The sequence below is a fragment of the Actinoplanes sichuanensis genome, from assembly GCF_033097365.1.
In the GTDB taxonomy this organism is placed as follows: Bacteria; Actinomycetota; Actinomycetes; order Mycobacteriales; family Micromonosporaceae; genus Actinoplanes; species Actinoplanes sichuanensis.
Genome location: NZ_AP028461.1, coordinates 3,230,148 through 3,248,571 on the forward strand (window position 1 = coordinate 3,230,148; position 18,424 = coordinate 3,248,571).

General features: G+C 71.0%; 13 protein-coding genes. All 13 read left to right on the plus strand.

Translation table 11 applies throughout. The features are described 5' to 3' along the window. Nucleotides 1-25: 25 nt before the first annotated feature. The 13 genes from iolC (at nt 26) to Q0Z83_RS14595 (ending at nt 18,424) form a co-directional block, all read left to right on the plus strand. A complete protein-coding gene (iolC, locus tag Q0Z83_RS14535; RefSeq protein WP_317794435.1) occupies nt 26-973 on the plus strand; it encodes a 5-dehydro-2-deoxygluconokinase in 948 nt (315 codons plus the stop codon). Continuing rightward, the gene (locus tag Q0Z83_RS14540) at nt 966-1,877 is read left to right on the plus strand and encodes a Cgl0159 family (beta/alpha)8-fold protein (protein ID WP_317794436.1); all 912 of its coding nucleotides are present in this window, start codon (nt 966-968) and stop codon (nt 1,875-1,877) included. The genes iolC and Q0Z83_RS14540 overlap by 8 nt, the downstream gene beginning before the upstream one ends. After that, on the plus strand, nt 1,874-2,641 hold the full coding sequence (gene iolB / locus Q0Z83_RS14545) for a 5-deoxy-glucuronate isomerase (RefSeq protein WP_317794437.1): 768 nt from the start codon (nt 1,874-1,876) through the stop codon (nt 2,639-2,641). Before Q0Z83_RS14540 ends, iolB begins: the two co-directional genes overlap by 4 nt. Beyond that, nucleotides 2,638-4,503 carry a 3D-(3,5/4)-trihydroxycyclohexane-1,2-dione acylhydrolase (decyclizing) gene (iolD, locus tag Q0Z83_RS14550; protein ID WP_317794438.1) on the plus strand — a complete coding sequence of 622 codons (1,866 nt, stop codon included), beginning with the start codon at nt 2,638-2,640 and terminating at the stop codon, nt 4,501-4,503. Before iolB ends, iolD begins: the two co-directional genes overlap by 4 nt. 14 nt (nt 4,504-4,517) lie before the next feature. Next, entirely contained in the window at nt 4,518-5,396 is an 879-nt protein-coding gene (locus Q0Z83_RS14555; RefSeq protein ID WP_317794439.1) for a TIM barrel protein, read from the plus strand. A 64-nt stretch (nt 5,397-5,460) separates the two neighbouring features. Then, nucleotides 5,461-6,510, plus strand: a complete 1,050-nt coding sequence (locus tag Q0Z83_RS14560; protein ID WP_317794440.1) for a Gfo/Idh/MocA family protein — start codon at nt 5,461-5,463, stop codon at nt 6,508-6,510. A 42-nt stretch (nt 6,511-6,552) separates the two neighbouring features. Beyond that, entirely contained in the window at nt 6,553-8,232 is a 1,680-nt protein-coding gene (locus Q0Z83_RS14565) for a hypothetical protein (RefSeq protein WP_317794441.1), read from the plus strand. Nucleotides 8,233-8,406: 174 nt separating this feature from the next. After that, the gene (locus tag Q0Z83_RS14570; RefSeq protein ID WP_317794442.1) at nt 8,407-9,684 is read left to right on the plus strand and encodes an ABC transporter substrate-binding protein; all 1,278 of its coding nucleotides are present in this window, start codon (nt 8,407-8,409) and stop codon (nt 9,682-9,684) included. A 65-nt stretch (nt 9,685-9,749) separates the two neighbouring features. Beyond that, on the plus strand, nt 9,750-10,640 hold the full coding sequence (locus tag Q0Z83_RS14575; protein ID WP_317794443.1) for a carbohydrate ABC transporter permease: 891 nt from the start codon (nt 9,750-9,752) through the stop codon (nt 10,638-10,640). Nucleotide 10,641: 1 nt separating this feature from the next. Further along, on the plus strand, nt 10,642-11,484 hold the full coding sequence (locus Q0Z83_RS14580) for a carbohydrate ABC transporter permease (protein WP_317794444.1): 843 nt from the start codon (nt 10,642-10,644) through the stop codon (nt 11,482-11,484). A gap of 9 nt (nt 11,485-11,493) precedes the next feature. Next, nucleotides 11,494-13,191, plus strand: a complete 1,698-nt coding sequence (locus tag Q0Z83_RS14585; RefSeq protein ID WP_317794445.1) for a phosphatase PAP2 family protein — start codon at nt 11,494-11,496, stop codon at nt 13,189-13,191. After that, complete coding sequence (locus Q0Z83_RS14590; protein ID WP_317794446.1) at nt 13,188-14,324, plus strand: Gfo/Idh/MocA family protein; 1,137 nt, start codon at nt 13,188-13,190, stop codon at nt 14,322-14,324. The genes Q0Z83_RS14585 and Q0Z83_RS14590 overlap by 4 nt, the downstream gene beginning before the upstream one ends. Next, the gene (locus tag Q0Z83_RS14595; RefSeq protein ID WP_317794447.1) at nt 14,324-18,424 is read left to right on the plus strand and encodes a glycoside hydrolase family 38 N-terminal domain-containing protein; all 4,101 of its coding nucleotides are present in this window, start codon (nt 14,324-14,326) and stop codon (nt 18,422-18,424) included. The genes Q0Z83_RS14590 and Q0Z83_RS14595 overlap by 1 nt, the downstream gene beginning before the upstream one ends.

Consider the following 18,424-nt stretch of genomic DNA (forward strand, 5'->3'; position numbering starts at 1 on the left):
ACATCTTGCCGTAATCGGAGGTGTGATGCGGGACTTCGAGGTCATAGCCATGGGACGTGTCGGTGTCGACATCTACCCCTTGCAGACCGGAGTGGGCCTGGAGGACGTCACCTCGTTCGGCAAGTTCCTCGGCGGCAGCGCGACGAACGTCGCGGTCGCCGCCGCCCGGCACGGGCGCCGCACCGCGGTGATCACCCGGGTCGGCCGGGACCCGTTCGGGACGTACGTGCACCGCGAACTCGGTGAGCTGGGTGTCGACGACAGGTTCGTCTCCGCGGTCGACGGCCTGCCGACCCCGGTCACATTCTGCGAGATCTTCCCGCCGGACGACTTCCCGCTCTACTTCTACCGGCAGCCGACCGCCCCGGACCTGATGATCCGGCCGGACGAACTGGACCTGGACGCGATCACGAACGCCGGCGTCTTCTGGGCCACCGTCACCGGCCTGTCCCAGGATCCCAGCAACGCCGCCCATCACGCCGCCTGGCAGGCCCGTGGGCGGCGCCCGCTGACCGTCCTGGACCTCGACTATCGACCGATGTTCTGGGACTCACCGGCCGAGGCGACAGCCGCCGTCCAGGAGGCGTTGCCGCACGTCAGCGTGGCCGTGGGCAACCTCACCGAATGCGCGATCGCGGTCGGCGAGACCGACCCGGACGCCGCCGCCGACGCCCTGCTGGCCGCCGGCGTGGAACTCGCCGTGGTGAAGATGGGCCCGGCCGGGGTCCTCGCCAAGACCGCGAAGGAGAGCGTGACGAAACCGCCCACCGAAGTCGACGTGGTCAACGGCCTGGGCGCCGGGGACGGGTTCGGTGGCGCCCTGTGTCACGGCCTGCTCCACGGCTGGCCCCTGGACCGCACCATCGCTTTCGCCAACGCGGCCGGCGCCATCGTCGCGAGCCGCCTCGAATGCTCCACCGCCATGCCGACCACGGCCGAGGTGGAGAAGGTCATGGAGGCCGGACGTGTCTGACGACGACCTGGGGAACGACGACTTCGCGGCGCTGCGCGGCCTGCGCGCGACCCGCCCGCAGGCGATCGCCGAGGCCGCCGCCCGCCGGGTGCGCCGCCCGCTGCTGACCGACCCGGACGACCGGCTGATGCTGGTCGCCGCCGACCACCCGGCCCGCGGGGCGCTGGGTGTGCGCGGGGACGGCGGCGCGATGGCCGACCGCTACGAGCTGCTGCGCCGACTGCGGACCGCGCTGCGCCGCCCCGGTGTGGACGGTGTGCTCGGCACCGCCGACGTGCTGGAGGACCTGCTGCTGCTCGGCGAGCTGGACGGCAAGATCGCGATCGGCTCGATGAACCGGGGCGGCCTGCAGGGCGCGGTGTTCGAGTTGGACGACAGGTTCACCGGCTACGACGCGGCGGCGGTGGCCCGGATGCGGTTCGACGGCGGCAAGATGCTGGTCCGGATCGACCCGGACGACCCGGCCAGCGTGCGCACCCTGGAGGCGAGCGCCCGCGCCGTCGACGAGCTGGCCGCGCACGGGCTCCTCGCCATGGTCGAGCCGTTCCTGTCGAAGCGGGGCAGCAGCGGTTCGGTGGTCAACGACCTCAGCACGGCGGCGGTGGCCCGATCGGTGGCGATCGCCGCGGGACTGGGCGGTACCAGCGCGTACACCTGGCTGAAACTGCCCGTCGTGGAGGACATGGAGGCGGTGATGGCGGCGACCACGATGCCGGCGCTGCTGCTCGGCGGTGATCCGTCGGGCCGACCGGAGGAGACCTACGCGTCGTGGGGGAAGGCGCTGGCCGTACCCGGCGTGCGGGGGCTGATGGTGGGTCGGGCCCTGCTCTATCCGCCGGACGGTGACGTGGCCTGCGCGGTGGACGCCGCGGTGCGGCTGGTCCGGACGGGGGTGGCGGCGTGATCCGGCTGGACGTGACCCCGGAGTCGGCGGGCTGGGGCTACAGCGGCCTGCGGGTCGTGGTGCTCGCCCCCGGCGACGAGTATCAGCAGGCGACCGGCGGCGACGAGGTGGTCGTGGTGCCGCTGAGCGGATCGGTCACCGTGACCACCGACGGTGACAAGGCGGATCTGGCCGGGCGGGCGAGCGTCTTCGACGGGCCGACCGACGTGGTGTACGTGCCGATCGAGTCCACGCTGACCCTGCGCAGCACCGACGGCGGTCGGTTCGCGCTGGCCACGGCACGGGCCGCGAAGCGGCTGCCGTTCCGGCACATCCCGGTCGCCGAGCAGCGCATCGAGCTGCGCGGGGCGGGGGTCTGCTCGCGGCAGGTCAACAACTTCGCCACCACCGACGTGCTGGACGCCGATCGGATCATCGCCTGCGAGGTGCTCACCCCCGGCGGCAACTGGTCGTCGTATCCGCCCCACCGGCACGACGACCTGGAGGAGATCTACTACTTCGAGGTGGCCGGGGGCGGGCCCGCCTACCAGCGCGCCGACGGGGTGCGGGAGGTCCGTACCGGCGAGGTGGTGTTGATCCCGAACGGCTGGCACGGCCCGTCGATGGCCACCCCCGGTTACGACCTGTACTACCTGAACGTGATGGCCGGGCCGGGGGAGCGGGCCTGGGTGATCGAGGACGAGCCGGAGCACGCCTGGGTCCGCGACACGTGGGCCGGCCAGGCGATCGACGAGAGGCTGCCCTTCCAGAAGGAGGACCGATGAGACTCACCGTGGGGCAGGCCGTCGTGCGGTTCCTGGCCGCGCAGCACACCGAGCGTGACGGCGTCGAGCACCGGCTGATCGAGGGCTGGTTCGGCATCTTCGGCCACGGCAACGTCGCCGGTCTCGGCCAGGCGCTGCTGGAGGCCGAGCTGACCGACCCGGACGCGGTCGCCTACCGGCAGGGCCGCAACGAGCAGGGCATGGTGCACGCGGCCGCCGGGTTCGCCCGGATGCGTAACCGGATGTCGACGCTGGCGTGCACCACCTCGATCGGGCCGGGTGCCACCAACATGGTCACCGGCGCCGCCCTGGCCACCGTCAACCGGCTGCCGGTCCTGCTGCTGCCGGGTGACGTGTTCGCCACCCGGGTCGCCAACCCGGTGCTGCAGGAACTGGAGGACCCGCGCGGTTTCGACGTCAGCGTCAACGACACGCTGCGGCCGGTGTCGCGCTTCTACGACCGGATCTGGCGGGCCCAGCAGCTGCCTTCGGCGCTGCTCGGCGCGATGCGGGTCCTCACCGACCCGGCCGAGACCGGCGCGGTCACCCTGGCGTTGCCGCAGGACGTGCAGGCCGAGGCGTACGACTTCCCGGACCCGTTGTTCCGCAAGCGGGTCTGGCACGTGCCGCGCACCCTCCCGGAACCGGGCGCCCTGGCCCGTGCGGTCGCGCTCATCCGCACCGCGCAGCGCCCGTTGATCGTCGCCGGTGGCGGCGTGATCTACTCGGAGGCGACCGAGGCGCTGCGGGCCCTCGCCGAGGCGACCGGCATCCCGGTCGCCGAGACGCAGGCGGGCAAGGGCTCGATGCGGTACGACCACCCGCTCGCGCTCGGAGCGGTGGGCGCCACCGGAACCGTGGCCGCGAACGAGTTCGCCCGCGACGCCGACGTGGTGATCGGCATCGGCACCCGCTGGAGCGACTTCACCACCGCGTCACGCAGCGCGTTCGCGGACTCGACGGTCCGCTTCGTTAACGTAAACATCGCGTCCTTCGATGCGGCGAAACACTCGGGCGAGGCCGTGGTCGCCGACGCCCGGGCCGCGCTGGAGGCGTTGATCGATGCCCTGGCCGGCTACCGGACCGCACCCGGCTACCAGGAGCGGGCCCGGGACCGGGCGCAGGCCTGGGACGCGACCGTGGAACGCGCCTACCACCTGGGCAACCAGCCGCTCCCGGCCCAGACCGAGGTGATCGGCGCCGTCAACGAGGCCGCCGGCCCCCGCGACGTGGTCGTCTGCGCCGCCGGTTCGATGCCCGGTGACCTGCACAAACTGTGGCGCACCAGAGACCCGAAGGGCTACCACGTCGAGTACGGCTTCTCCTGCATGGGCTACGAGATCGCCGGTGGGCTGGGCGTGAAACTCGCGGCCCCGGACCGGGAGGTCTTCGTCCTGGTCGGCGACGGCTCCTACCTGATGATGGCGCAGGAGCTCGTCACCGCCGTACAGGAGCAGGTGAAGTTGATCGTGGTCCTCGTGCAGAACCACGGTTATGCCTCGATCGGGCGGCTCTCCGCCTCGGTCGGCGCCCAGCGGTTCGGCACCGCCTACCGCTACCGCGACCAGGACGGACGTCTCGGCGGCGGCACACTGCCGGTGGATCTGGCGACCAACGCGGCGAGTCTCGGCGCGACCGTCTTCCGGGCCGGCACCGTCGACGAGCTGCGCCAGGCGCTGGCCAAGGCACGCGAGACCGACGGCGTCACGGTCGTGCACGTCGACACCGACCCGATGGTCGACTCGCCGGGCAGTGAGTCCTGGTGGGACGTCCCGGTCGCCGAGGTCTCCGGCCTGGAGACCGTCCGGGCGGCGCATGAGCAGTATCTCGACGGCAAGCGCGGACAGCGCGACTACCTGTAGAAGGAGGGGACATCTTGACCGGCTTCGCGGAACGCATCGGCGGCGCGCCGATCTCCTGGGGCGTCTGTGAGGCGCCCGGCTGGGGACTGGAACTCCCCGCCGACCGGGTGCTCGCCGAGATGGGCGGGCTGGGGCTGCGCGCCACCGAACTCGGCCCGACCGGCTACCTGGGCAAGACCGCGGCGGACGTCCGGGTCACCCTGGACCGGCACGGCTTCTCCCTCATCGGCGGGTTCCTGCCGGTGCCGATGCACGTGGTGACCGACGCCGACCTGGCCGAGGCCGCCGACGCGATGGACACCCTGGCCGCCGCCGGTGCCGAGGTGGTGGTGCTGGCCGCCCGCTCCGGTGACGGCAGCTACGACCACAAGGTGCACCTGAGCGACGACGAGTGGCAGACCCTGTTCGCCACCCTGGAGACCCTGCAGGAGATGGCCCGCGACCGGGGTCTCCGGCCGAGCCTGCACCCGCACGTCGGCACCGCGGTCGAGTCACGGGAGGCGGTGCTGCGCGTGCTCGACGGCAGTGACGTGCCGATCTGCCTGGACACCGGCCACCTGCTGATCGGCGGCATGCAGCCGGCCGAACTGCTGGAGCTCGCCGCGAACCGGATCACCCACGTGCACCTCAAGGACGTCGACCTGGAGGTGTCCGCCACGGTGCAGGACGGCTCCCGCGCCTACATCGACGGTGTCCGGGCCGGGCTGTACACCCCGCTCGGTTCCGGTGACGTCGACATCCCGGGCATCGTCCGGGCCCTGGAGAACGCCGGATACACCGGCTGGTACGTGCTCGAACAGGACTGCGCGCTGGCCGCCACGCCCGCCGACGGCGAAGGGCCGATCGGCGACGCCCGCCGCAGCCTGGCCTTCCTCACCGAGGTGGCTCGGTGACGACGCCGGTTTCTCGTTCGGCGGCGGCGCTGCGGACGCTCGACTTTCTTTCGGAGGTGGCTCGGTGACGACGCTTGTTGAGCCCGGGCGTGTCCCGGCCGGGACCGGGGGACCGACGGTGAAACGGATCGGGATCATCGGCACCGGCATCATGGGCGCCGACCATGCCCGCCTGCTCACCTCGGCGGTCTCCGGGGCGGCCGTCGGCGGGGTCTTCGACCTCGACACCGACCGGGCCCGCGGGGTGGCCGAGTCCAGCGGCGGCGCGAAGGTGTTCACCGACCCGTACGCGCTGATCAACGACGACGACATCGACGCCGTCCTGATCGCGTCCTCGGACGCCACCCACGAGGACTACGTGCTCGCGTGTGTGGCCGCCGGCAAGCCGGTGCTCTGCGAGAAACCCCTCGCACCGACGGTCGACGGCTGCGCCCGGATCCTCGAGGCCGAGACCGCGTACGGCAGCCGGCTGATCACGGTCGGGTTCATGCGCCGCTTCGACCCCGGCTACACCGACCTGAAGGCGCTGCTCGCGACCGGCGAGATCGGCGCCCCGCTGATGCTGCACAACGTGCACCGCAACCCGGCCGCCGTGCCCGGCATGCCCAGCGCCAACCTGATCACCAACTCGGCGGTCCACGAACTGGACATCACCCGCTGGCTGTTCGACTCCGAGATCACCGAGGTCGCCGTGCACACCCCACGGCCGACCGGGAACTCCGGCGGCACCCGTGACCCGCAGTTGCTGATCCTCACCACCGCGTCCGGGGTGCTCTCCGACGTGGAGATCTTCGTCAACGCCCGGTACGGCTACGAGGTCCGCTGCGAACTCGTCGCCGAGACCGGCACGGTGACCCTGGACGCCCCGCCGCCCACCTCGGTACGCCGTTCCGGACTACACGCCCGCGAACTTCCGGCCGACTGGCGGCCCCGTTTCGCCGAGGCGTACCGCCTGGAATTGCAGGACTGGATCGACGGAACCGGCCGGGGCGCCACGGCGTGGGACGGATTCGCCGCCACGTTCGTCGCACAGGCGTGTGTGAACGCACTGGAAAGCGGAGAACGTTATACCGTCGAGATGCCGGCGATACCCGGGCTATACCGTCGGCAGTAAAGAGTGGGTGCCATTTCTGCGCGTGTTTCTGAAAGTGATGCGGTGACCGATTCTGATCTGGACTTCGCCGGTCGGGTGCGTAGTGCTCTGGACCGAGAGGTCCGCGACATCGGCGCCGAGTCCGGTGAGCTGTGGCGGCGCCTCCAGCATCGGCGGCTGGCCGAGCGGATCAAGGCGCTCGCCGCGGCCTGGCACCTGACCGGCGACCCCGGGGTGCTCGCGCCGATCGGCCCGCTCACCGGGCTGCTGCGGGAGCGGCAGAATCCGAGCGGCCTGTTCCGGGGCGGCGACAACGTCGACTCGCCACCGGACTCCGCGTTCAGCGTCAACGATCTCGCCGACGCGGCCCGCCTGCTGGCCGGCGCCGGCGAACGGGCCGGCCTGCTGGAACTGCTCGACTCGATGACCCCGGCCCTGCTCAGGGGCGGGGTGCACACCCCCAACCATCGGTGGGAACTGTCCGCCGCCCTGGCCCGCCTGCACCGGCTCGACCCGCGGCCGGAGATCGCCGCCCGGGTCGCCCAGTGGTTGGCCGAGGGCGTCGACATCGAGGACGGGCTGTACTCGGAACGCAGCGCCAACTACGCGGCCGCCGTCTCGAACCCGTCCCTACTGGTCGTCGCCGACGTCTTCGACCGGCCGGACCTGCTGGACGCGGTCGAGGCCAACCTGACCGCCACCCTCGATCTGCTGCTGCCCGACGCAACGGTGGAGACCGTCCTGTCCCGACGGCAGGACCAGCGGCGACCGATGCCGTTGCGGATCTTCCTGCTGCCGCTGCGGGTGATGGCGATCCGGCGTGATCGCGGTGACCTGGCCTGGGCCGCCGGGATCGCCCTGGAGCAGGGCATCGACTCCCCGGCGAGCGCCGTCGCGGACCCGATCACGGGCCGCCGGCTGCCCCCGGCCGTGCCGCCGCCGACACCCCGGCAGCGACATTTCGCCGCCGCCGGAACCCTGGTGGCGCACGGTCCGGACACCGCCGCCGTGGTGTTCGGCGGGTCCGACTACGGTCGGCACCGGCGGATCCGCTCCGGTCTGGCCAACTCGCCGACCCTGCTCCGCCTGCACGCCGGCGACACGGTCCTGGAGAGCGTCCGCCTGTCCCGCACGTTCTTCGGCCTGGGCCCGTTCCGGGCGGACACCCTCACCGTCGGGCCGGGCCCCGTCGCGACCCTGACCGAGACCGTGTCGGCGGCCTACTACCAGCCGCTACCCGGCGACGGTACGGGCCGTTACGCGGTCACCGACGACGGCCGTTTCAGCGCCGCCATGGACTTCGCGCACCGCCCCCGCGACGAGGTCACGCTCACGACCCGGATCGACGTGACGCTACCTCCGGCCGGTCCCGGGAGCGGTGAGACCGCCCCCGAGTCGGCTCGGGGAGCCGGCCGGGACGTGGCCGGGCTGGACGTCGAGGTCGGCGGGGCGGCCGTGGACTGGGCGCTGGAACTGGCGTTTCGGCCCGGCGGCACGATGACCGGCGCCCGGCCGCTGGGCGGCGACCGATGGCATCTGGAGTCGGGCACGGCCACCTACGGCGGACTCGACGTGACAGTCGTGGAGGCGGCCGAGACCGCCTCCGAGTCCGAGCCGGCCTATCACCCGGGTGAGGACTACGAATTCCTCGGCGGGTCCGACGCGGCCGATGGTGTCCGGCTCTACGTGACCGGAAAAGCCCCATCGAGGCTGCGTCTGCGCATCACCACCCAGGTCGTTTAGGAAACTGTACAGAAGTACGACCTGAACGATCCACCCACGTCGATAAAAAAGCATCCTGTGAATTAACATGTCGTTGACGCGGTAAGCGCTTTCCTCTAACGTCCGTCGCCACGGGAAGAGCACCGGAAGACCGCGAGAAGAACCACCAGAAGACATTTCATCGAGGAGATAGTCATGGGCATTTCGGCATCCGCTCGGAAGGGGTGGCTGGCCGCGAGCGTCGTCGGCGCCCTCGTCCTCGGCGCCTGCTCGTCCGGCTCCAGCGGAGACGGCGACCCGAAGAGCATCACCTTCTGGTTCTCCACCTCGGCCCAGGACCAGGGCTACACCGACCTGGCCAAGGAGTTCGAGGCCAAGGAGGGCATCAAGGTCGAGATCGTCAACGTCCCCTACGACGGCTACCAGGACAAGCTGAGCCAGGCGGCCCAGGCCAACGCCCTGCCGGACACCGCCAGCGTGCCGTCGCTCGACCCGCTCTGGGTCAACCAGCTCCAGGACCTCTCCAGCATCGCGAACGCCGAAGCCAACAAGATCAACAAGAACCTGGTCACCGCCGACGGTGACAAGGTCCTGTCGATCCCCTCGGACGTCACCGCGGCCGGGCTCTACATCAACAAGAGCCTGTTCGAGAAGGCCGGCGTGTCCTACCCGACCGACCCGGCGCAGACCTGGACCTGGACCGACTTCCTCGCCGCCGCCACCAAGGTCCGCGAGGCCACCAACGCCAAGTACGACCTGGTCTACGACAACTCGGCGGCCCGCATCCGCGGCTGGATCTACACCCACGGCGGCACCGGCTTCCAGCTCGGCGCGGACGGTAAGTTCGCCACCCCGGACGCCGCCACCGTGACGGCGCTGACCGAGTTCGCGAAGATCAACGACGACAAGGTGATGCCCAAGTCGGTCTGGACCTCCGGCCAGGACCCCAACGCCCTGTTCAAGAGCGGCCAGGTCGTCGCCTACTACTCGGGTGTCTGGCAGGTCGCCGACTTCGCCGACAGCATCACCGACTTCGAGTGGGCCAGCGTCCCCAGCCCGGCCCAGCCGACCCACGCCACCGACATCAACCTCGGCGGCAAGATGGTCGCCTTCAACAACGGTGACAAGGCCGAGGCCGCCAAGAAGTGGATCGACTTCGTCTTCCAGCCGGCCAACTACACCAAGCTGGCGCAGACCAACGGCTACCTCCCCATCGAGACCGGGCTGACGCTGACCTACCCGTTCGAGAAGAAGGCCGCCCAGGACGCGTTCGCCCTGTACATCAAGGAGATGGAGCTCGCCGACCCGATCTCCAGCTCCGGCCAGGCCAACCAGACCAAGCTGCTGCTGGCCAAGCAGAAGGTCGAGGACGCGCTGATCAAGACCGAGCTGGCCAAGCTGGTCAACGGTGAGCAGGACGCGCAGAAGACCGTGGACGCCATCGTCACCGGCCTGAACGACCAGATCAAGTAGGGGACCGCGACGGGTGGGCCCGCCGACCACGGCGGGCCCACCTCGCTGGGGAAAGAGGAGTGACCATGGTCTTCAGCGCCAGCCGGCGCCGGCACAACAGCTACACCCTTGCTCCACTGATCCTGATCTCGGTCAACGTCCTGCTCTTCCTGACGTTCTTCGTCTGGCCCGCCATCATCGGCCTGGCCTACTCCTTCACCAGCTACACCGGTGTCGGCGACGCACCCTGGGTCGGCCTGGAGAACTACCAGGAGCTGATCGGCGACGCCGACTTCTACGCGGCCCTGTGGCGGACCCTGATCTACACCGCCTGCGTCGTCCCGCTGATGTTCGTGATGTCGCTCGGCATCGCCTACCTGCTGGTCAGCCCGTACGCCAAGGGCAAGCCGGTGGCCCGGGTGATCTTCTTCCTGCCCTGGCTGATCTCGCCGATCATCGCCGGTGTCATCTGGCGCTGGCTGTTCGGGGAGAACTTCGGCCTGGTCAACTTCGTGATCACCGAGCTCGGCGGCGACCCGGTCTCCTGGCAGTCCAACGGCGACCTGTCCCTGATGATCGTCGTCATCGTGGCCACCTGGGCCGGCACCGCGTTCAACATGTTGCTGTTCATCGCGGCACTGAAGAACGTGCCGGTCTCCTACTACGAGGCCGCCGACCTGGACGGCGCGAACGCCTGGCAGAAGTTCCGGAAGATCACCCTGCCCGCCATCGCGCCCACCTCGTTCATCGTCATGCTGCTCAGCACCCTGCACGCGATGAAGGAGTACACCTACTTCGTCGCGGTCAACGACGGCGGGCCGGGCACCGAGAACAACCTGATCGTCCAGTACATCTACGAGACCGGCTTCAAACGGGCCCAGATCGGCTACGCGAGCGCGGCGTCGTTCGTACTCCTGCTGATCCTGGTGATCGTCGCCGTCCTCCAACTGATCGCCAGCCGCCGGAAGGGATCCTGAGATGGCCGCCTCCCGCAGCAGGACCGGCGACCTGCCGAAGAAGATCGGTTCCAGCGCGATCATGTGGCTGCTGGCCGTCTTCTACGGCTTCCCGCTGCTCTGGTTCGTGGTCAGCTCGTTCAAACCGGGCGGCGAGCTGTTCTCGTACCCGCTGACGTTCTGGCCGAAGAATCCGACGCTGGAGGGCTACAGCGAAGCCTGGACCAGCTTCGACTTCCCCGGCTACCTGGTCAACACGATGATCGTGGCGATCGCGGCCACCCTGCTCACCATCATGGTCAGCGCCGCCTGCGGGTACGCCCTGGCCAAGTACGGCAACTGGTGGCTGAAGGTCTTCGCCGGCTGCATCCTGGCCACCACCATGCTGCCGACCGAGACGATCCTGGCCCCGCTGTTCCTGGTGGTCCGCAACCTCGGCCTCTACAACAGCCTGTCCGGTGTGGTGGTGCCCGCAGTGATCACCGCGACCGGCACGTTCATGTTCCGCCAGTTCTTCGTCACGGTTCCCAACGACCTGCTCGAAGCCGCCCGCATCGACGGCTCCAGCGAGCTGTCCACCTTCTTCCGGATCATGCTGCCACTGTCCCGGCCGATCATCCTGACCCTGGCGATCTTCTCGTTCCAGTGGCGCTGGAACGAGTACCTGTGGCCGCTGATCATCCTCAACGAGCCCAGCCAGTTCACCCTGCAGATCGGCATCGCCGGCATCGTCGGCGCCAACAACGTGAACTGGTCGATCCTGATCAGCGCCTCCGTCCTCTCCATGGTTCCGCTGGTCGCCATCTACCTGGTCTTCCAGAAGTACGTGATGAACGCAGACATCAACGCCGGCCTCAAAGACTGAGGAATCCAGATGACCACCCTGACCCGCCGTACCCTGCTCGCGGCGACCACCGCCGGACTCGCCGCCCCGCTCCTGAGCCGCGCCGCCATCGCCGACGCGGTGAAGCCGTTCGTCGACGACTACCAGTCGAACCTCACCACCAACCTGACCGTCGACACCAACGCCGCCGTCCGGATCCTCTCCGGCGTCCAGTCGTACTGGCGGACCGGCACCGCCTGGAACAACGGCACCGTCCTCGACGCGGCCGTGCTGCGCGCCAACATCCGCTTCTGTGAGAAGCGCACCGCCGACCGTACCGACGCCGAGGCCGCCTGGTCGTTCATCGTCGACCGCCGGCACCAGAGTTACGCGGTCATCGACGGCCTCGGCCCGTGGGCCGCCGCCTACCGTGCCACGGCCCTCGCGGTCACCGGCATCACCGAGGCCCCGACCGGCACCCCGGCCACCACGATCAGCGACGCCGTGCCCGCGGGCGCCCCGGCCGGATCCACCCTCGGCGCCGGTTCGCCCACCTCGCCGCTGGGCAGGATCGTCACCCTGGTCAACACGGTCCGCGGCAACTGGTCCTCCAGCAACCCGTCGAAGTTCGCCGTCCAGTACCCGCGCCCCTGGCGGCTGACCACCGACAGCACGGTCGTCGACACCGGCGCCCTGGACGCCTTCGGCTTTCCCGTCTACCGGTCGAAGGTCGTGGTCGCACCGCAGCTGCTGCGCCAGCGCGGGCTCGTCCCGGGCGACGACGGCGGCTTCCCGAGCGGTCACACCAACGCCCTGCACCTGGCCGCGCTCGCTTTCGCCTACGCCTTCCCGGAGCGTTTCCAGGAGCTCCTGACCATCGCCTTCGACTACGCCGACACCCGGATCACGGCCGGCATGCACTCGCCGCTCGACGTGGTCAGCGGCCGCATCCTGGCCACCGCACTGGCCGCCGCGATCCTCAACGACCCGGCCAACGCCGAGCTCAAGGCGGCTGCCCGGGCCCAGGCCGCGGCATTCCTGGCGAGCAACCCCGGCGTGGGTACGGACGCCCTCGCCGACCGTTCGGCCAACCGCCGTCTGATCCTCCCGAAGCTGACCTACATCCTGCCCCGAACCGGCCCGGACCGGCCGCTGACCGTGCCGAAGGGCGCCGAGGTGCTGCTGGAGACCCGCCAGCCGTACCTGACCGCCGACCAGCGCCGGGCCGTGCTGCGCAGCACCGCCCTGCCCGCCGGATACGCCCTGCTCGACGGCCCCGAACAGTGGGGACGCCTCGACCTGTTCAAGGCCGCCGACGGCTACGGCACGTTCGAGACCGACGTCGACGTGACTCTCGACGGTGTGTCCGACGCGTGGCGCAACGACATCACCGGCCGTGGCGGCCTGACCCTGCGCGGCACCGGCACCCTGACCCTGACCGGCGACAACCGCTTCCGCGGCGGCCTCCGGATCCTCGGCGGCACCCTGGCCGCGACGAACAGGCACGCCCTGGGCGGCGGCGACGCCGAGATCAGCGGCGCCGCCCTGCGCACGGTCCCGGGTGTGTGCCTCGACGGAACCGTCACGATCGGCCCCGGCAGCACCCTCGACGTCACCGGCACCTCGCGCGGCCCGGTCCTCACCGCGAAGCGGATCACCGGCCGGTTCGCGAAGGTCACCGTCGACGGCCGCCCGGCCGAAGCCGTTTACACCCGCACCAGCGTCTCGGCACGGATCATCAAGCCATGACCCCGCCCCGCGTCGTCCTCGTCGGCGCGCACGGACACGGCCGCGGCCACCTCGACCAGCTCGCGAAACTGCATGCCGCGGGCATGGTCGAGCTGGCCGGGGTGGCCGACCCGCGCCCGCCCTGCCCCGAGCAGCGGGCCGCGGCCGCCGACGCGCCCTGGCGCCGGGACGCGGCGAGCCTGATCGAGGCCCTCGCCCCCGACCTGGCGGTGATCGTCACGCCGGTGCACACCCACGTCGAGCTCGCCGAGGCGGCCATGCGGGCCGGTGCCCACCTGCTGCTGGAGAAACCGCCCGCCCCGAGCCTGGCCGGCCTCGACCGGCTGCTGTCGGTGCAGGCCGAGACCGGCCGGACGGTGCAGGTCGGCTTCCAGGCGTTCGGATCGGGGGCGGTCACCGAACTACGCCGCCGCATCGACGCCGGCGACCTCGGCGACATCGAGGCGATCAGCGCGACCGGGCTGTGGTGGCGCGGCGAGGCGTACTGGAACCGGGCCGGGTGGGCCGGGCGGCGGTTCCTCGACGGGCACGACGTCAACGACGGGGCGCTGACCAACCCGTTCGCGCACGCGGTCGCGCTGGCCGTCACCCTCGACGGCTCACCCGGCGACCGGTCGGTACGAAGCGTCGAACTGGACACCTACCGCACCCGGCCGGTCGAGGCCCACGACACCGCGAGCGCCCGCATCCGCACCGCCCACGGCACCCGGGTCACCGTCGCCGCCACCCTCTGCGCCGAGGCCGAGGAGGACCCGGTCGTCGTCGTGCACGGCAGCCGTGACACCGCCACGCTGTTCTACACACAGGACCGCCTGGTCACCGCGGCGGGGCAGGCCCACCACGAACGGACCGACCTGCTGGAGAACCTCCTCGGCCACCTCGCCGACCCGTCGGTGCCGCTGCTGGTGCCACTCGCCGCGACCCGCGCGTTCACCGAGGTCGCCGAGGCCGTCCGGCAGAGCCCGCCGCCGACACCGGTGAGCGAGGACCACCTCTCCGGGACCGGGTCCGCCGGTGAAGGCGGGCTCACCGCGCTCACCCACGAGGCCGCCGCCACCGGCCGCCTCTACCGCGAACTCGGCATCGGCTGGGCCACCGCGCCCGCCTGGACCTGGACACCGAAGGGATCCTGATGCGGATCACCGCGATCGAGGGCACCGATCTCTTTCACGGCCCGGCCGCGGCGCCCCGGCAGGTCGTCCGGGTCACCGTCGCCGCCACCTCGGCGATCGGACCCTTCCGGGTACGGGTGGAGGGAGCCTCCGTCCGTACCCCCGAAGCGGTCGTCACCCCCGGACTGGCCGCCGGCGAGCAGCGCACCGTCGAGGTCGGGGTCCTCATCTCCGCCCCGGCCGCCGAAGGCACGCCGTTGCAGGTCACCGCCATCGCCGACACCGAATCGGGCCTGGTGACCGGCGACGGCGAGATCCGGGTCGCGGCGACCGGCTGGACCATGTGGATGGTGTCGCACTTCCACTACGACCCGGTGTGGTGGAACACCCAGCGCGGCTTCACCGAGGTGTGGCAGCAGCTGCCCGACGTGCCGAAGGCCGACAAGCTCCGGCCGGCGTTCGTGCGGACCGCGTTCGACCTGGTCCGTGCGCACATCGACGCCGCCCGCGAGGACGACGACTACCGGTTCGTGCTCGCCGAGATCGACTACCTCAAACCCTACTGGGACGTCTTTCCCGAGGACCGGGACGACCTGCGGCGGATGCTGCGCGACGGCCGGGTCGAGCTGGTCGGCGGCATGTACAACGAGCCGAACACCAACCTCACCCACCCCGAATCGACCATCCGCAACACCGGGTTCGGCCTCGAATACCAGCGTGACGTGCTCGGCGGCGACCCGCGGACCGGGTGGATGGTCGACGTCTTCGGCCACGACCCGGCCTTTCCCGGGCTGATGGCCGACGCCGGGCTGACCTCCAACTCGTGGGCGCGCGGGCCGTTCCATCACATCGGTCCCCGCCGGCACACCGGCGACATCGGCCGGATGCAGTTCCCCAGCGAGTTCGAATGGATCTCGCCGAGCGGAAAGGGGCTGGTCACCGCCTACATGGCCAACCACTACGTGGCCGGGTGGGACGTCGAGCGCAAGGAGACCCTCGAGGAGGCGCTCGCCGAGGCGTACGCCCAGTACCGCTCGCTGCGGCAGGTCGCGGCCACCCCCAACGTGATGCTGCCGGTCGGGCACGACCACAACATCCCGTCCCGCTGGTGCACCGAGATCCACCGCGAATGGGCCAAGCGGTATGTGTGGCCACGCTTCGTGATGGGGCTGCCCCGGGACTTCTTCGCCGCCGTGCGCGCGGCGTCGCCCCGACTGTCGCCGCAGACCCGCGACATGAACCCGGTCTACACCGGCAAGGACGTCTCCTACATCGACACCAAGCAGGCACAACGCGCCATCGAGACGATCGTCCTCGACGCGGAACGCCTCGGCACCCTGGCCGCCCTGCTGGGCACCGGATATCCGCGGGCGCAGCTCGACAAGGCGTGGCGGCTGCTGGCCTACGGCGCTCACCACGACGCCGTCACCGGGACCGAATCCGATCAGGTCTATCTCGATCTGCTCGCCGGGTGGCGGGAAGCCTACGAGCTGGGCTCCGCGGCCCGCCGGTCGGCTGTCGACGGACTCGCCGCCCGTGCCGACACGCGCGGTCCCGGCCAGGCCGTTCTGGTCGCCAACCCGCTGTCCTGGGCGCGGGACGGTCTCGCCCGGATCGACCTCACCTACCCGGCTCCCGGGCCTTCCTCGTTGACCGTTCTCGACGACTCCGGGACGGAGGTGCCGACGGTCGCCTCAGGCATCGTCCGGCACGCCGACGGCACCATCGCCGCCGCCACCCTGTCCGCTGTCGCCCGTGACGTGCCCGCGCTCGGCTACCAGGTCTGGCACGTCGACGCCACCGCTGCGTCGGTCACCGTCTGGCGGGCGGCGACCGGTGATCCGGTCATTCGCAACGACCGCTTCGAGGTACGGGCGGACGCCCACCGTGGCGGCGCCCTGACCAGCATCATCGACCGGCGTACCGGACGGGAGCTGCTGCGGTCGGGTGGTCTCGGTGGTGAACTGGTCGTCCAGGAGGAGTACCCGGACCACCCGTACTGGGGTGAAGGACCCTGGCATCTGCTCCCGAAAGGGCCCGGCCGTGGACTCGCCGACCGGCCCGCCACGGTCCGCGTCGAACACAGCCCCGCCGGCAGCCGTCTGATCAGCGAGACCGTCATCGACGACCTGCGGATCACCCGCGAGGTCACCCTGTGGACCGGCAGCGACCGGATCGACTTCCACACCCACGTGGACGGCTCGATCGGGCAGGACCGGCTACTCCGCGTCCGGTTCGACCTCGACCTGCCGGGTAGCCGGCCGGTCTCCGAGGTGGGGTTCGCCGCGATCGGCCGCTCGTTCGGCTTCCCGGATCTGGACGCCGCCGCCAGCCTGTGGACCCTCGACAACCCGGCGCACACCTGGGCCGCCCTGTCCACCACCGCCCGGATCCGCTCCGCCTCGGCCGCGTCCTCCGCCGCGTCCTCCGCCGCCGCTTCCGCCGTGGCCTTCGGCGTGGCTGAGGTGATCACCGATCTGGATCCGCGGGATCTGGTGGTCGCGCTGGTCCGGCAGGGGGTGACAGCGACCGCCGCCCGGCCGGACGGACCCCGCTACGGCGCCCTCGACGCCGACTCGAACCTGCCGGACATCCGGATCGTCGTCGGCGACAACGCCTTCAGCCGGGAGGTCCTCGCCGCCGCCGAGCCGTGGTTCGCGGACCGGCTGGCGGCCACCGGACGCGTCTACGTGCCGCCGGCCCGCCCGCTCGACGAGACCTGGGTGCCGGACGCCGACCTGCGCGGGGCCCGCGACCTGCCGGTGCTGATCGTCGCCGCCGACGGACTCGCCGACCTGATCGCCGACCTGGACGACGCCGAGATCATCGTCGACCAGCAGCTCGACGGAGAGTTCACCGACTATTCGGTGGCTCTCGTCAACCACGGCACCCCGGGGTTCGTCGCCGCCCGGGACGGGTCGCTCTACCTGTCGCTGATGCGCGCCTGCACCGGCTGGCCCAGTGGGGTGTGGATCGACGGCCCACGCCGTACCGTGCCGGACGGTTCCGGGTTCGCCCTTCAGCATTGGACGCACACCTTCCGTTACAGCCTGGCCGCCGGGCCGGGCGACTGGCGCGAGGCCGGGTTCGTCCGGGCCGGACAGGAGTCCAACCACCCGCTGATCGCCACCCCGGTTCCGTCCGGCGCCGGTGACCTTCCGCCACGGCTGTCGCTGGGCTCGGTCGAACCCGCGAACGCCGTCCTGACCGCCCTCAAACCCGACGGCGACCAGGTGACCGCCCGCATCTACGAGACGAACGGCACCCCGGCCCGGGCCCGGATCCGTCTGCACGGCGGCCTGCACGACCCGGCCCTGGCCAACGTCCTCGGCGAACCGCAGGCCCCCGCCGACAGCGACGGCGGCGACGTGACGGTCACCCTGGAACCGGCCGACGTGGTGACCGTCGCCGCCCTGCCCGCCACGCCGTTCACCGCCACCGCCCCGGCCGTCGAACCGGTCCAGCCGGTGTTCACCCGCTACTGGTTGCACAACAAGGGGCCGGCCCCGCTGCACGACCTGCCGGTGACCGTCCACGTCGCCGGCACACCCGGAGCGGCCCGGATCACCGTCGCCACCAGCACGATCCCCGCCGCCGGGACCGTTGATCTCGAACTACCGCCCGGGGTGACGGTCGCACCCGCCGGCCCGTACTCCTATGACCTGCCGCCCGACGGCCACCGGCATTTCGACCTGACCGTCGCGGGGGAGGGCCCGATCACCGCCCGCATCCGCGACCCCTACGGCCAACTGCTGGAGGACGTCACCGTCATCGCCGCGACCGGCCCCGACGCCGAACTGTCGCCGTCGGCCCTCACGATCGCTCCGGGCTCGACGGCCACCCTGTCCCTGCACCTGCACAACCCGACCGGTACCCCACTGCGCGGCGAGGCCCAGCTGCTCTCCCCGTTCGGAACGTGGGGCGACACCACCGACGACCTGTCCGTGCAGCCCTGGATCCAGGGCTACGACCTGCCCGCCGACGCCGGCACGACCCTGACGTTCACCGTCCGGGCCCGGCCCTCCGCCCGCCCGAACGCCCGATGGTGGGCGTTGGCCCGCCTCACCGCGTTGGGCCACGTCACGTACACCGCGGCGATCCCGCTGTCCACCCCGGAGTGA

Bases quoted from the DNA above. Each gene is read 5' to 3' on its own strand.
- iolC (WP_317794435.1), top strand. From the start codon at position 26: ATGCGGGACTTCGAGGTCATAGCCATGGGACGTGTCGGTGTCGACATC.
- iolD (WP_317794438.1), top strand. From the start codon at position 2,638: ATGAGACTCACCGTGGGGCAGGCCGTCGTGCGGTTCCTGGCCGCGCAG.
- Q0Z83_RS14570 (WP_317794442.1), top strand. From the start codon at position 8,407: ATGGGCATTTCGGCATCCGCTCGGAAGGGGTGGCTGGCCGCGAGCGTC.
- Q0Z83_RS14575 (WP_317794443.1), top strand. From the start codon at position 9,750: ATGGTCTTCAGCGCCAGCCGGCGCCGGCACAACAGCTACACCCTTGCT.
- Q0Z83_RS14580 (WP_317794444.1), top strand. From the start codon at position 10,642: ATGGCCGCCTCCCGCAGCAGGACCGGCGACCTGCCGAAGAAGATCGGT.
- Q0Z83_RS14585 (WP_317794445.1), top strand. From the start codon at position 11,494: ATGACCACCCTGACCCGCCGTACCCTGCTCGCGGCGACCACCGCCGGA.
- Q0Z83_RS14590 (WP_317794446.1), top strand. From the start codon at position 13,188: ATGACCCCGCCCCGCGTCGTCCTCGTCGGCGCGCACGGACACGGCCGC.
- Q0Z83_RS14595 (WP_317794447.1), top strand. From the start codon at position 14,324: ATGCGGATCACCGCGATCGAGGGCACCGATCTCTTTCACGGCCCGGCC.